Origin of the sequence: Shinella yambaruensis (assembly GCF_050859155.1) — a bacterium.
GTDB classification, from domain to species: domain Bacteria; phylum Pseudomonadota; class Alphaproteobacteria; order Rhizobiales; family Rhizobiaceae; genus Shinella; species Shinella yambaruensis.
This window is the reverse complement of sequence record NZ_CP150639.1, coordinates 152,550-166,678: the sequence shown is the minus strand read 5'-3', so window position 1 is coordinate 166,678 and position 14,129 is coordinate 152,550. Positions and strand designations below refer to the sequence as shown.

10 protein-coding genes are annotated in these 14,129 nt (G+C 65.6%); 5 read left to right on the top strand and 5 right to left on the bottom strand.

Annotated elements, in window-relative coordinates; all coding sequences use genetic code 11:
* Positions 1-75: 75 nt before the first annotated feature.
* From WMC41_RS23170 to WMC41_RS23160, 3 genes are read left to right on the top strand one after another with little or no spacing between them, the layout of a single operon-like run.
* Entirely contained in the window at positions 76-1,545 is a 1,470-nt protein-coding gene (locus tag WMC41_RS23170) for an FGGY family carbohydrate kinase (RefSeq protein WP_432349053.1), read from the top strand.
* Positions 1,546-1,567: 22 nt separating this feature from the next.
* Positions 1,568-2,518, top strand: coding sequence for a sugar-binding transcriptional regulator (locus WMC41_RS23165; protein WP_272807669.1), 951 nt, complete (start codon positions 1,568-1,570; stop codon positions 2,516-2,518).
* 49 nt (positions 2,519-2,567) lie between these two features.
* Positions 2,568-3,353, top strand: a complete 786-nt coding sequence (locus WMC41_RS23160; protein ID WP_432349052.1) for an SDR family oxidoreductase — start codon at positions 2,568-2,570, stop codon at positions 3,351-3,353.
* A gap of 87 nt (positions 3,354-3,440) precedes the next feature.
* On the opposite strand, the gene prfH is transcribed toward WMC41_RS23160, so the two are convergent.
* The 4 genes from prfH to WMC41_RS23140 all read right to left on the bottom strand — a co-directional run bounded on the left by prfH (position 3,441) and on the right by WMC41_RS23140 (position 9,136).
* Positions 3,441-4,061 (bottom strand): peptide chain release factor H, encoded by a 621-nt coding sequence (gene prfH / locus WMC41_RS23155; RefSeq protein ID WP_432349050.1) that lies wholly within the window; start codon positions 4,059-4,061, stop codon positions 3,441-3,443.
* Complete coding sequence (locus WMC41_RS23150) at positions 4,048-5,265, bottom strand: RNA ligase RtcB family protein (RefSeq protein WP_432349049.1); 1,218 nt, start codon at positions 5,263-5,265, stop codon at positions 4,048-4,050. Before WMC41_RS23150 ends, prfH begins: the two co-directional genes overlap by 14 nt.
* 231 nt (positions 5,266-5,496) lie before the next feature.
* On the bottom strand, positions 5,497-6,921 hold the full coding sequence (locus tag WMC41_RS23145; RefSeq protein WP_432349047.1) for an RtcB family protein: 1,425 nt from the start codon (positions 6,919-6,921) through the stop codon (positions 5,497-5,499).
* A 658-nt stretch (positions 6,922-7,579) separates the two neighbouring features.
* Positions 7,580-9,136, bottom strand: coding sequence for a vWA domain-containing protein (locus tag WMC41_RS23140; RefSeq protein ID WP_432349046.1), 1,557 nt, complete (start codon positions 9,134-9,136; stop codon positions 7,580-7,582).
* Positions 9,137-9,345: 209 nt separating this feature from the next.
* On the opposite strand from WMC41_RS23140, the gene rtcR reads away from it, so the two are divergent.
* Positions 9,346-10,953, top strand: coding sequence for an RNA repair transcriptional activator RtcR (gene rtcR / locus WMC41_RS23135; protein ID WP_432349044.1), 1,608 nt, complete (start codon positions 9,346-9,348; stop codon positions 10,951-10,953).
* Between the two features lie 66 nt (positions 10,954-11,019).
* Here rtcR and WMC41_RS23130 read toward each other — a convergent pair whose 3' ends face one another.
* Positions 11,020-11,721, bottom strand: a complete 702-nt coding sequence (locus tag WMC41_RS23130) for a TetR/AcrR family transcriptional regulator (RefSeq protein WP_432349043.1) — start codon at positions 11,719-11,721, stop codon at positions 11,020-11,022.
* Positions 11,722-11,972: 251 nt separating this feature from the next.
* On the opposite strand from WMC41_RS23130, the gene WMC41_RS23125 reads away from it, so the two are divergent.
* Positions 11,973-14,123 carry a TonB-dependent siderophore receptor gene (locus WMC41_RS23125; protein WP_432349041.1) on the top strand — a complete coding sequence of 717 codons (2,151 nt, stop codon included), beginning with the start codon at positions 11,973-11,975 and terminating at the stop codon, positions 14,121-14,123.
* The last annotated feature ends 6 nt before the right edge of the window (positions 14,124-14,129 follow it).

Genomic DNA, 14,129 nt, shown 5'->3' with positions numbered 1-14,129 from the left:
GGCTAGATTTCGTGCCGGGGCGCGGCAAGACCTCCCTTTCGCCGCGCCCTCCAACTCCTGCTTACCGGAGCCGCCATGACGACCGCCATCCTCGCCATCGACCAGGGCACCACGAATTCGAAGGCCGTGCTCGTCTCCACGGACGGCGCGATCCTGGCCCGCGGCGCATCTCCCGTCGGCATCGAGCATCCGCAGCCGGGCTGGGTGGAGCAAAGCCCGCAACGCCTTTGGGAATCCGTACAGGAGGCCATCGCCGCCTGCCTTGCGGCAGGTCCTGCGGTAAATATCCTCGGCATCGCCATCTCCAACCAGCGCGAATCCGTCACGGTCTGGGATGCGGAGACCGGAAGACCGCTCGGCCCGGTCGTGAGCTGGCAGTGCCGCCGCAGCGCGCTGGCCTGCGCCGACCTGATCGCGGCGGGCCATGCGCCGCGCGTCCAGGCGCTGACCGGCCTTCCCATCGATCCGATGTTCCCCGGCCCCAAGATGAAATGGCTGCTCGACCGCGTGCCCGAGGGACGTCCCGTCCGGCTCGGCACGATCGACGCCTGGCTCATCCACTGCTTCACGGACGGCGCGGTCCATGCCTGCGACGCCGCCAACGCCGCGCGCAGCCAGCTCTACGACCTCAACCGGCGGGAATGGAGCGACGAGCTCTGCACCCTCTTCGGCGTCGAAAAGGCCGCCCTGCCCGAGGTGCGCGACAGCGCGTCCCGTTTCGGCGTGACGAGGAACGTGCCGGGCCTTGCCGACGGCATCCCGATCGCCTCGGCCATCGGCGACAGCCATGCCGCCCTCTTCGGCCACGGCGCCTTCAATCCCGGCGACGGCAAGGTGACCTTCGGCACCGGCTCGTCGATCATGACCACACTGCCGCGCTTCATCGCGCCGGAACAGGGCATCACCACGACCATCGCCTGGTCGATCGGCGGCAAGCCGACCTACGCCTTCGAGGGCAATATCCTGGTCTCGGCCGCCTCGCTGCCCTGGATGGCCGAAATGCTCGGCCTGCCGGACGTGCAGGCCCTGACCGAGCTTGCCGCCACCGCCGAGCCCGGCGGCCCCGGCTTCGTGCCCGCCTTCGTCGGCCTCGGCGCACCCTATTGGCACTCCGACGCGCGGGCACTGTTCTGCGGCATCACCTTCAACACCAGCCGCGCCCAGATGGCCCGCGCGGTGACCGACAGCATCGCCTTCCAGGTGCACGACGTCTTCAAGGCAATGTCCGCACAATCGCCGGTGCCGCTCGGCCGGCTCCATGCCGATGGCGGCCCGAGCAGGAACACCTTCCTCATGCAATGCGTCGCCGATACGTTGGGCCACGCCGTCATCCAGTGCGATGCGCCCGAGGCCTCCGCGCTCGGCGCGGCCTATCTCGCCGGCCTCTCGCTCGGCGTCTGGCCGGATCTCCCCGCCATCGCCGCCCTGCCGCGCGCCGCCAATGCCATCGCCCCGCGTGCTTCCGACGCCACACGACGACTTGCGGTCTGGAAAGACGCAATCTGCCGCTCGACCCTAACGGGTCCATCCACTATGAGTGAATAAAAATTCACTCATGGAGAACCCTATGGGAAGGCTCAACGAGCTGCGACTGATCGCCCGCGTCGCCCAGATGTACCATATCGAAGGCAAGCGGCAGGCGGAGATCGCCGAGATCATGCACATGTCGCAGGCGACCGTCTCGCGCATGCTGAAGCGCGCGGAGCAGGAAGACATCGTGCGAACGACGGTCATCCCGCCCGCCGGCACCTTCGCCGAACTCGAATTGGCCCTGCGCGAGCGCTACAGCCTGACCGAAGCCATCGTCATCGACTGTTCGGAGGACCGCGACGGCGCGATCATGGCCCGCATCGGCGAGGCTGCCGCCCATTTCCTCGAAGTCACCCTGCAGCAGGACGAGATCATCGGCGTCTCGAGCTGGAGCCAGACCATCCTGCGCATGGTGGACAACATCCACCCGCTGAAGAACGCCAAGGCAAAGTACATCGTGCAGATCCTTGGCGGCATGGGCGATGCCTCGGTGCAGATGCACGCCACGCAGCTGACGGCGCGGCTTGCCAAGCTCACCGGCGGCGAGCCGCGGCTCCTGCTCGTCCAGGGCATCACCTCCTCGCGCGAGGCGAAACTCGTCATGCTCGCCGACCCGGCCGTGCGCGAGACGATGGACCTCTTCGGCCGCCTCAGCCTCGCCATCGTCGGCATCGGCGCGGTGGAGCCGTCCGAAATGCTGGCCCGGTCCGGCAACACCTTCTCCCGCCAGGAAATGGCGATGCTGCACGAGGCCGGCGCCGTCGGCGAGATTTCCTACCGTTTCTACGACCGGGACGGAAAACCGGTGGAAACCCCGCTCAACGACCGCGTCATCGGCATCTCGCTGGAGGACCTGCGCAGGACCAACCGCGTCATGGCCCTTGCGGGCGGAGAATCGAAGACCGAGGCCATCGCCGGCGCCCTGAAGCTGGGCGTCATCGATGTGCTCGTCACCGACAAGTTCACTGCGGCACGGCTCACGGCCTGATCCATCCCGGACCAGTCCACGGCCTGCTGCGCATTATGGAGAGAAGACCATGAGACGTTTCGCAGGCCAGACGGTATTCGTCACCGGGGGCAACAAGGGCATCGGCCGCGGCATCGCCAAGCGCTTTGCCGAGGAAGGCGCGAGGGTCGCCATCGCGGCGATCGAGAAGGACACAGCCGCGGCCGCCGAGGCGCTGGCCGCGGAAACCGGCGCCGAGGTGATCGGCCTTGCGCTCGACGTGACCGACGCGAAAGCCGTGCAGGACGCCTATGGCGAGGCCGAGGGGAAGCTCGGCGCGATCTCCGTTTCCGTGCAGAATGCCGGCGTCATCACCATCGCCAAGGTGGAGAACCTCACCGAGCGCGAATGGGACCTCAACCTCGACGTCAACACCAAGGGCGTGTTCCTGTGCTGCCAGGAGGCGATCCGCCGCTTCCGCGCCAGCGGCACGAAGGGCCGCCTGGTCAACACCGCCTCCGGCCAGGCCCGCCAGGGCTTCATCTACACCCCGCACTATGCCGCCTCGAAATTCGGCGTCGTCGGCCTGACGCAGAGCCTCGCCAAGGAGCTGGCGCGGGAAGGCATCACCGCCAACGCCATCTGCCCCGGCATCATCCACACCGAGATGTGGGACTACAACGACCGTGTCTGGGGCAAGATGCTCGGCGAATACGGCCCGGGCGAGCTGATGGCCGAATGGGTCGAGGGCATCCCGATGGGCCGCGCCGGCACCCCCGCCGAAGTCGCCGCCCTCGTCGCCTTCCTCGCCTCCGAGGACGCCGCCTATATCACCGGCCAGACGATCAATGTCGACGGCGGGCTGATCATGTCGTGAAGCCGCAGCCGATTGGAGCATTTCCGCTTTTCCTCTGATCGCGGAAATGCTCCGTCGCCGTCCCCCCTCTGCAGGTCCAGCGTCGGTCTATGGCCGCTGGATCTTGAACGTCTTGACTTCATTGCCCCGCTCGATCGAGCGGTTGGCGATGAAGCGTTCCGATTTTGCCGCGTCCGTCTTCCTGTCCTCCAGATGCTGCAGCATGGCTGCGAGCCGCTTGACCGCCAGCGCCTTGTTGCGATGCTGGGATCGCTCGTTGCGGGCGATGACGCGCAGCCCGGTTGGAATGTGAATGGCCCGGACGGCGCTGTCCGTGGTGTTCTGGTGCTGGCCGCCGGGTCCGCCGGCCCGCAAGGTTTCGAACCGGATGTCGCGCGGATCGATCGCCACGTCCTCACCGCCGGAAAGGTCGACACGCTGTACGCAGACGAACCAGTTCTGCCGCTTGTGGCCCGGACGCACCGGGCTCTTGAACAGGAACTTCACGGTGCCGCAGAACTCCGCGGCCATGCACGGTGCCGCGTCGCCCTCCAGGCTGACGAGGGCGGATTTCGGGCCGTGACGGTCCGGCATGACCCCCATGCTGACCTCGAAGAGGCAGCCACGCGCCGCCGCTTCCTTTTCCAGGATATCGAGGCACGCCCTGACGGCGATGCGGCATTCGGCAGGACCGTTGCCGGCGGTGATCAGCAGATCAAGAGCGGTCATGCTTGCGCCTCCCCGTCTGACGGTGATCCGGCTTGTCCGGACGGCGGGCACGCCCCTCCTCGTCGACCGCCTTCTTGTAGGTGACGAGCGGCCGCATGGCGGCCAGGCTTTCGACGAGGCCCGCCGCCACGAGATCAGCCACCACCTGCCCTGCATCCTTGTAGGCGGAGGGCGCCTCTTCGATGACGAGCGCGCGGTCGTCGCATATGGCGATGCCACCCCAGGCATTGCGCAGGAGGTCGTCCCGCTCGGAGCGGGTCCGGCCGACGCGGCCGTGCATGGTGGCACGGTCGTATTTGCGCCCCGCACCGTGCGATATGCCGCCCAGCGAACTGGCGACCTTTTCCGTGGCCCGCACGATGTAGCTCAGCGTCGCGCGCGACCCTGCGAGCGGGGCGATCATGCCGGGATCGACGGCCGCCGCGCCCTTGTGGTGGACATAGCCCTTCCCGCTCCGGCGAACGAGATTATGCGGCACGTCGGTCACCAGGCGGCAATCGGCGCCAAGCGCCGAGGCCGCCTTCTCGGCGATGAGGATGCGGTTGAGCGAGGCCCAGGCAACACACTGATCATGCCTGCCGAGCCAATGGAGGCCGGCCGGAGACGAGGCATCGAGCCCCGACATCAGGTCCGGTTCGGCCGAGAGACTGTCGGACAGGACAGCTGCTCCGAAGCCGCGGGAACCCGAATGGACGAGCAGGTAAAGGCCCTGGCGGCCGATGCCGGATACCGGCGAGGAGAGGCTCTCCACCGCCTGCAGCTCGCAGAAGTGATTGCCGCCGCCGATCGTTCCCAGCGCATCCGCGAAGAGATCGCCCGGAAGGCCGACACCGTCGAGGCGCCCGGCAGCATCGTCGACCGCAAGCGCGTCGAACCGCCGGAGACGGCTTGCCGCCCTGTCGAGCTTCAGCTTCCGCAATGGAAGATCGAGCTCGAACAGGGACATGCCGCAACCGATGTCGTTGCCGACGAGCAGCGGATGCAGCCTGTCCGACAGGAGCGCGACACCTGTCGCACCGTATTTGCCCGGATGGAGATCCGGGAAGGCCGCGATGCTTCTGACGCCCGGAAGGCGCGCCATCCTGTCGAGCTGATCGAGCGCGGCGCCCTCGATCCAGCTTTCGTCCGAGAAATAGTGATGGATAGTCGCCGGCGCGCATGCCGGCTGGGTGGGGACAGACGTGTCCCCGAAAAAAGTGCCCATGATAGAACTCTGGATAGGTGCTCGTGTCCGCCGTCGAATACGGCAGGTCGAACGATCCTCCTCAGCCAGGCTGAGTCAGACCGGAACCCCGATGGGGCGTGAGGAGATGTTCTGCATCGATCCGCTCCCTTTCCAGAAACACACTGCCGGCGCTTATACGCGAATTCTGTCCCGTTTCAACCGTCATCGCACCGACCGCCGCCACAAGGGCGACGGCCGGCGCGTCGTCACTCAACGCCTTTCCCGCCTCTTCCGCCACGGCGCGTCCCTTTGCCAGTCCCCGGCCATGATGCTCCCGAAGGGCACGACCTCGTCGACCACCTCGGCGAGGCCATAGTGCTCGATCTGGGCGCGCACATTGGCGGCGGACTTGTAGGCACTCGGCAGCTCCGAAGCATCCGCGAAGCCGGAGAAGAAGCGGACGTCCAGCCCCGCCGTCTCCTTTTTCAGCACATCCGCCAGGTTGTTCGGGCTCAGGCCGCGGGCATCGGCGCCGTATTCCTCCGCAAGGCGCCGCATATGGGCGCTGCGGGAAAAATTGCGGCCGGCGCCATGCGGCGAGAATCCGAGGCCATGGGCGGCATTGGAACCGCGAACGATCAAGATCGGCTCCGCCATGTTGAGCGGAATGATCGTCAGGTCTGTCGCATCCTCTGCCCACTTGTCGAAGGCCGGCGTCGCTCCCTTGCCGTGGTAGAAGAGCCCGTCGGACTTGCGGAAGACGAAGTTGTGCTCGTTCCAGAAGCGGTCGGCCACCTTGGCCGAGAGCCTTTCCGCAGCCATGTCGTGCAGGACGTAATGGTTCTCCTTCGTCCACTGGCGGATCGTCTGGAGCGCCGACCAGTAGAGGTCGCCCTCCTCGGTATCGGCGGGAATCCAGGCGTTTTCCCGATGCGTCTGCGGCGACAGCTGCTCGCGGAAGCGATTGGCGACCTTCATGCCCTTGTCGTAGAGGCGCGCGCCCGGTGCCCGCGACCCGTGGTGGGTGACGAGCGCCGTTTCACCCGTCGATTTCATCGTCCCGACATAGGCGAAGTGGTTGCCGTCGCCCTGCGTCGCGAAGTGCTCGATGCCGGCGCTGAGGGCGCCGTCCCGCAGGTAGGGGTTCTGCTGGAAGGCGGACAGCGTCGCCTGCGAGGGCTTGAACTGCCCACCGCGCGGGCGCCCGCCCGGACCGAAATGCGTCACCGCATGAACGGCGTCGAGCAGGGCCTTCGGATCGACATCCGGGAAGATGGAGATCGCCATCGAGCAGCAGATATCGGCCGAATGCATGCCGGGGTGGATCGCCTCGGATGCGACGACGCCGCCGACCGGGATCGTCCCGATCGGGCCTGCCGGGCAGGCATCGGGCATGATCGCCGCCGAGCGCACCACGGGCGTGCGCACCAGCGCCCGCATCGTCGCATTGACCTTCTCCACATTGTCCTGCTCGAAGGCGTTTTCCGCGCGGATGTTGGAATAGATCTCGATATCGTTGTCCGCCCTCAGCGCAAGCGTCGGGCCCGGCTGGAAGGCGCGTGCCGCTTCCAGCGCGCCCTCCATCGAACCGCCTTCGCTCAAGACCGTGTTGGCGGCGTCCAGCGCATCGCGGAACCACTTGCCCTGGGGCATGCCCGCATCGATCAGATCCTGCCCGCTTACTACCTGTTTCATCGTTTCTTCTGCTTCTGCAGTCCTTCTATCCATCGAGTTTCCTGTCCCCGGGCGACAAATTCAGGCGGAAGACGTTTCCGCACGCATTCCATTTGCATGGCGCGATGCGGCCCATGTAGTCCTCCGCAGCATTCGCCCGGGGCCTCTTGCCATCCCGGCGACGAACCTTGGCGGGACGGTTTCTGAGCTACGCACATCCTGACGAACATGCGGGATGGATCGAACATCCGACCTGCACGCCGGATATCCGGCGAGCCGCTCTTACCTGTAGTCCCACCGGCATTCGCCGGGCATTCCCTATGCAAGCCCTTGCAGCGGCGACGAGGATGAACGAAACCGGATGGCCCCGCTCGTGCCAGAGAGCGTATGCCCAGGAGGAGTCGAACCTGCCAGACCATCCAACGGTGGTGGCTGTAGTTCCGTCCGGCATTCGCCGCTGCAAGTCTTCCATGGGCAATAGCCTTCTTGCCCATGTCGTTCGTCCGTGACGACGAGGTGTGGTGAAACGACCCGCTCTATCCGCTGAGCTACGGGTCCATGGTTGGGGGACCCGGCGGGATTCGAACCCGCGACCTGGAGGTTAACAGCCTGTAGTTTCATCCGGCATTCGTCACGGTCCCCGTGCCGTTCACGGGCGGCACGGGGGTATTGCTTCATGTCAGAGCTCGATCGCCTCGATTGCCCTCACCCAGCCGTCGGCGCCCTTGCTGTCGGCGGCGAAAGCGGTGATGACCCCATAGACGGCATCCGAGAAGCCGCCGATGTTGAGCACGTCGTTCCGGGTCGGCGCCTGCGTGGTGGCGTGGGGCTGGAGATCGAGGCAGACCAGCTTTGCAGCCGGGTTGACCCGCTTGATCCGTGCCCATTCCGTCATCACGCCCGTCGGCTGACCGGCCTTGCGCGCATCCATCCAGGATTCGTTGTCCGAGATGAACACGACGAGATCGACCCTGGCCTTCTCGTCCGCGAGCTTGCGCAGCGGTGCGGAGCAGTTCGTTCCCCCGCCGCCGATGGCCGCCAGCTTGCCGGCATTGGTCATCACCGAATCCCGCCGGTTGAGCGCGACGTTCACCACGCCGGTCTCGAACGGCAGCACCCGTGCCTTCGGGTTGCGCTGCAGGAAGGCCGCCGTCATCAGGCCGGCGACATCGATGCAGCGGACCGCCGACGTCGCCCCCTTGCGGTATCCGGTCACCGGCGACGCCATGGATCCGGAAACGTCGGGGCACAGCACCACATTGCCACCGAACGACGGCACGTTGGCGATCGCGATATCCATCGCGTCCTGCAAGGCATCGCGCACGACATCCGGAACCTGGCCGTCGACCATCTTCCACGCCATCATCAGCTGATAGGGGAAGACCCTGGCCTTGCGGACCTCATCCGGATCGGCCAGCCGCGCAGCCAGCGCCTCGGCAAAACCCTCGACCTCGAACACGCCGTTGCGCGCGAAGGTGTTGAGGTTCTGCCGCACCATCTGCCAGCCGCCCTTACGGGCGATCTCGACCCAGTGCTCGCGCGTCAGCGGCAGCGAGGTCAGCATCTGGAACGGCACGTCCGGCACCGGCCGCGTCTGGTCGCGCCGGAAGGCTTCCAGCGCCTTGACGAGGTCCGGCAGCGCCGCAACGTCGTGCGGCTTGCCGATCGCCCAGGCATAGAGCGCCCTGCGTTCCTCCGACACCGGCTTCGGATGCACCATGCGGATGACGTCGGCCAGCGACGGGTCGTTGCCGACCATCGCGCGCAGGATCTGCTCTGTGCTTGCCCGTTCCAGCCATGCCTGCACGGCCTTCTTCGGCCGCGTGCCGAGCGACTTGCGCCCCGTTGCGCCGGAGCGCATCACCTGGACGAAGCCGCGCAGCATCTTGCCGCTCTTGACGACGCGCGGAAAGGCGCGGGCGAAAGCATCGCTCTCAAGGCTGGACAGCATGGCCAGCAGGGTGACCGGCATGTCCTTCATGTGCCCCTTCCCGGCCGCGTGGATGGCCACCTTGGCAAGGAATTCCGGCTCGACCTCAAGGGCCAGCGCCTTCACCGCCTCCAGCTGCTCGGCACCGTCGGTGTAGAACGTACCGTTGAACGTGCCGGTCACGGCATACTGCGCCAGCGCCTCGCGCGGCGTCAGCCTGTAGGCCGGCGCGGCTTCGTGGTTTTTCGTGTCCGTGCCGGGAAGCAGCTTTCCGAGATAGGTTTTGAAGATCGCCTTGTTGACCATGACGGCACCTCTTGTTGGTTCGTGCCAGATACGTTTCAAGCGGCGTGCCAGTTTGACGAAATAGTCTCTCAGAAGCGGAAATTTTCTTCTATCTCGCTGTAATTAATATCTAAAAATTATTCCTGCCCATACACCGGCCCAAATTGCCAAAATTCGACGCTCCCATTATCCTATCCAAGAATATCCATCCTTATAAAATTGGATAAGACATGAAGCGACGTGTCGCCATCAGCATCCTGGGAACCACCCTCGACATGGGGAAATGGGACAATCGCTGGAGCCGCTGGCGGCCCAATGTCGGGCTCTGCCAGCAAGCCGGCCTGTTTATCGACCGGCTGGAACTCATCCATGACAACCACGCGAGCGCCCTCGCCACGCGGATCATCGCCGATATCGAGACCGTGTCACCGGCCACCGAGGTGCGCAGCAATGTCATCAATTTCCGCGACCCGTGGGATTTTTCGGAGGTTTACACGAACCTCCGGGACTTTGCGCGCGGCTACCCGTTCGACCCCGATACCGAGGATTATCTCGTCAACATCACCACCGGAACGCATGTCGCACAGATCTGCTGGTTCCTGCTGACCGAGGCCCGCATCATCCCCGGCCGGCTGCTGCAGCTCTCGCCGCCGCGCGATCGCGATCCGGGCGCGGACTTCGCCGGCACGCACCGGATCATCGACCTCGACCTCTCCCGCTACGACGAGATCGCCAAGCGCTTCGCCTCCGAGCGCGAGGAGGCCGCCTCCTTCCTGAAATCGGGGATCTCCACGCGCAACACCGCCTTCAACCGGATGATCGACGAGATCGAGCGCGTGGTGATCCGCTCGGTGGCGCCGGTCCTCCTGACGGGACCGACCGGCGCCGGCAAATCCCAGCTCGCCAGGCGCATCTACGAGCTCAAGAAAGCGCAGCGGAAGGTCAGCGGTCCCTTCGTCGAGGTCAACTGCGCGACATTGCGGGGAGACCAGGCAATGTCGGCGCTGTTCGGCCATGTCAAGGGCGCCTTCACGGGGGCAGCCGGCGAGCGCGCGGGCCTCCTGCGCTCTGCGGACAAGGGCGTGCTCTTCCTGGACGAGATCGGCGAGCTCGGCCTCGATGAACAGGCCATGTGCCTGCGCGCCATCGAGGAGAAACGCTTCCTCCCGGTGGGCGCCGACACCGAGGCCTCCGCCGATTTCCAGCTTCTCGCCGGCACCAACCGCGACCTCGCCGAGGCCGTGCGCCTCGGAAGGTTCCGCGAGGATCTCTTCGCCCGCCTGAACCTCTGGACGTTCCGGCTGCCGGCCCTTCGCGAGCGCGCGGAGGACATCGAACCCAACCTCGATTTCGAGCTGCGCCGCTTCCTGGAGCGCGAGGGCCAGAACGTGACCTTCAACAAGGAGGCACGCGAACGCTATCTCGCCTTCGCCACCGGCCCTGACGCCGCATGGAACGCCAATTTCCGCGACCTTTCCGCATCCGTCACCCGCATGGCCACGCTCGCCCCGCTCGGCCGCATCACCATCGAGGTCGTCGACGACGAGATCCGGCGGCTGAACACGGCCTGGCACGGCGCTTCACGGCAGACGGCGTTCGACGACATCCTTGTCGAGCATCTGGGCGAGGATGCTGCAGCGCAGCTGGACCGGTTCGACGCCGTGCAGCTCGCCGCCGTGCTGCAGACTTGCCGCAAACATGCCAGCGCCAGCGCGGCGGGCCGGGCGCTGTTCGCAAGCTCGCGCCTGGAAAAGAAAAGCAGCAATGACGCCGACCGCCTGTCGAAATATCTCGCGCGATTTGGCCTGAGGTTCAATGATGTGAGCATGCTGCGCTAGGCTGCCGATCTCCATCGAGACACCGGCTGGATTCGAATCTGCGGCGCGGCGTCATGTCGGGCCGCGTCAGCTTGCCCTCTTTCCGGCGCCTCGCATGAACAGCTCCCACGCTTGCTCGAAATAGGCATCGCGCGCTTCGGTGGAGGCGAAGGCGGTGCTTCCGAGCATGGCATAGGTGATCGGCTTCACCGTCAGCGAATAGATGAGTTGATCGGCGATGAAGGCCGCCTCTCCTTTCGCAAGGTCACCGCTTGCCTGCGCGGCCTCGATCAGCTCGATCAGACAGCGGACGGTCGGATCGCTGCTCGCCCCGTCGGCAAGGCTCTGCCTGAACATCGCGGCTTCGCTCAGGGTGATGCGCTTCATGGCGATTTGCTGCGGCTCGAGATGGGCGGTCAGGAACCAGTGGCCGGCCATCTTGAGACGCTCCAGCGGCGCGCCCGCGGGTGGAACGGTCATTTCGAGGCTGCGCAACGCGCTTGCGCGGATGCGCTCTATAACGCCGCGGAACAGCGCTTCCTTCGATGGGAAACGCCTGTAGACCGTGTCCTTGCCGGCACCGCAGGCGGCCGCGATCTTCTCCATCGAGGTGCCCGCATAACCCTGCGCCGCGAACATGCCGGTCGCGACATCGAGGATCCTGGCCGTCAGCTCTTCGGATCTCTGCCGCGACGGCCGGCCGGTTTTCGAAGCACGGGCCTGTTCGTCAGGGCCTGGCGCACCTTCGACACCGATTTCCGCGGCCGATCGCCGAACGCCATCCGTCATGCCCCGCTCCGACATCGCTGAATTTCCCATCATGCTCGTTTGCGCCCTTCCTTAGCAGACTCCACCGCTCCCACCCAACCCTTGGCCGGTCGCGGCGTCGGGCAAGGCGGCGCCAAAAATATGAGTTTCGAGCTCATATAATTAACTGGACACTACCGTCCCGTTTGATTAATAGACGACTCCGACCGGCGGGGCAAATGCCTGCCGCCGTGATGGTGTCCGAGGGTCGGACAAGGGGCTGGGGATACACAATGGGACGCAAGCTGACCTACCTTCTCGCAACTGCCAGCCTCCTGCCCTTGCAGGTTGCCGGCGCGCACGCTCAAGACGCCGCGACCCGGCTCAAGACGATCGTCGTCGAGGGTGAAAGCGAAACCCCGCGTAAGGGCGATCGTTATGTCGCCAGTCGGACGACCACCGCGACCAAGGGCGCGACGCCGGTCGAGAGCACGCCCCAATCGACGACGACCGTCAGCCGCAAGCAGATGGATGACCAGAACGCCCAGACGGTGCAGAGCGCACTGAACTATACGGCAGGCGTTCTTTCGAACGTCGATGAGAACAGCCGCTTCGACAGCCTCTCGATTCGCGGTTTCGGCGGCTTCTTCAGCGCCATGCGGACCGTCGACTATCTCGATGGCTTGAAGCTTCCGCGCGGCCAGGCATGGGGCATACCGCAGATCGACCCCTTCCTGCTCGACCGGATCGACGTGCTCAAGGGTCCGTCGGCGGTTCTCTACGGTCAGGGAAGCCCCGGCGGGCTCGTCAACCAGATCAGCAACATACCGAGTGCCGACCCGTCCCACGAGCTGCGCCTTGAGACCGGCAGCCATGGCCGGGTCCAGGCCGGCGTCAGGAGCCGCGGCGCGCTGAGCGAGGACGGCGTCCTGCAATATTCGTTCAGCGCGATCGGCCGCCAGTCCGGCACGCGCCATGACGACGTGGATGAACGGCGCCTTGCGGTCGCGCCGGCGCTGACATGGCAGCCGGACGAGGACACGAGCCTGACGCTGCTCGGCTTCTACCAGAAGGACCCCGAAGGCGGCTACTTCAACCACATCTATCCGCGCTTTCTGGCGCCGGCCGCATACCGTCCCTACCTGACCGGCGGCCTCAATGTGGGCGACCCTTCGTACGACAGCTATGACCGCGACCAGTTCGGCATCGGCTACATTTTCGAACACCGCTTCAACGATGCGGTGAAAGTGGGCTCGCGCCTGCGCTATGGCGGTCTCGATTCGACATTCCGGACCCTTCAGATCTCAGGACCGCTCACTCCCGACGGCCTGCTGCCGCGCTGGGCGGCGCACTCGGCGGAAAGCGTGCGCGGCGTGAGCGCCGACAACAACGTGGAACTGAGCTTCGCCACGGCGGCCCTGGAGCACAAGGTCCTCGTCGGCATCGATGTCCAGCGCTCGACAAGCGACTTCCTGTTCCTGCTCGGCAGTGCCCAGCCGCTCGACGTGACAAATCCGCAGTACGGCCTACCCGTCGGGCCGTTCGCCACCTTCACGGATGCAAAGCAGGATTTGCGGCAGACGGGGATATATCTCCAGGATCAGATGACCCTCGGCAATCTGCATATCCTGCTGGGCGGCCGCTACGACTGGTCCCAGGAAGGCTCGCTCAACCGTCTCACAGGCGTTGAGCGCAACCAGACGGAACGCGCGGCCAGCTACCGGGCGGGCCTGCTCTACGAGTTCGACAACGGCATCGCCCCCTATCTCAGCTATTCGACATCCTTCGAGCCCGTCGTCGGCGTCGGATCGGACGGCCGGCCTTTCGTTCCCACGGAGGCCGAGCAGTTCGAGATAGGCGTCAAATATTCGCCCGAAAGCCTCGATGCCATCTTCACCCTCGCCGCCTTCGACATCAAGCAGAAGAATGTCCTCACGCCCGGCCCCGTGCCCGGCTTCAGCATCCAGCAGGGCGGGGTCCGTTCCCGCGGCATCGAGTTCGAAGCGCGTGGGAACGTGACCGACAATCTCGAGCTGATCACGGCCGTCACGCTGCTCGAAACCGAGATCTCCCGATCGAACGTCGTTCCGTCGATCGTCGGCAACCGGCCGCAGGGCGTGCCGCGGTATTTCGGCTCACTCTGGGCGAACTACACCTTCGATGACGACGTGTTCGACGGCCTTTCGGTCGGGGCCGGGGTGCGGATCGTCGGCAGCAGCTACGCGGACGATGCAAACGCCGTCCGCACGCCGGGTTACGCCCTGGTGGACGCGGCCCTGCGCTATGATCTCGGCGCGGCCAATCCGGCCTTCAAGGGGGCGGAGGCGACCCTCAACGTCACGAACCTTTTCGACAGGGACTACTATTCGGGCTGCAGCAACGGTTTCTACTGCCAGGTCGGAAAGGGCCGCGAAGTCGTGGCCGGCCTTCGTTATCGCTGGTGACGGGCA

What these genes read in the sequence shown, in the direction of transcription:
- WMC41_RS23170 (WP_432349053.1), top strand. Translation starts at nt 76, where the DNA reads ATGACGACCGCCATCCTCGCCATCGACCAGGGCACCACGAATTCGAAG.
- WMC41_RS23165 (WP_272807669.1), top strand. Translation starts at nt 1,568, where the DNA reads ATGGGAAGGCTCAACGAGCTGCGACTGATCGCCCGCGTCGCCCAGATG.
- WMC41_RS23160 (WP_432349052.1), top strand. Translation starts at nt 2,568, where the DNA reads ATGAGACGTTTCGCAGGCCAGACGGTATTCGTCACCGGGGGCAACAAG.
- prfH (WP_432349050.1), bottom strand. Translation starts at nt 4,061, where the DNA reads ATGACCGCTCTTGATCTGCTGATCACCGCCGGCAACGGTCCTGCCGAA.
- WMC41_RS23150 (WP_432349049.1), bottom strand. Translation starts at nt 5,265, where the DNA reads ATGGGCACTTTTTTCGGGGACACGTCTGTCCCCACCCAGCCGGCATGC.
- WMC41_RS23145 (WP_432349047.1), bottom strand. Translation starts at nt 6,921, where the DNA reads ATGAAACAGGTAGTAAGCGGGCAGGATCTGATCGATGCGGGCATGCCC.
- WMC41_RS23140 (WP_432349046.1), bottom strand. Translation starts at nt 9,136, where the DNA reads ATGGTCAACAAGGCGATCTTCAAAACCTATCTCGGAAAGCTGCTTCCC.
- rtcR (WP_432349044.1), top strand. Translation starts at nt 9,346, where the DNA reads ATGAAGCGACGTGTCGCCATCAGCATCCTGGGAACCACCCTCGACATG.
- WMC41_RS23130 (WP_432349043.1), bottom strand. Translation starts at nt 11,721, where the DNA reads ATGACGGATGGCGTTCGGCGATCGGCCGCGGAAATCGGTGTCGAAGGT.
- WMC41_RS23125 (WP_432349041.1), top strand. Translation starts at nt 11,973, where the DNA reads ATGGGACGCAAGCTGACCTACCTTCTCGCAACTGCCAGCCTCCTGCCC.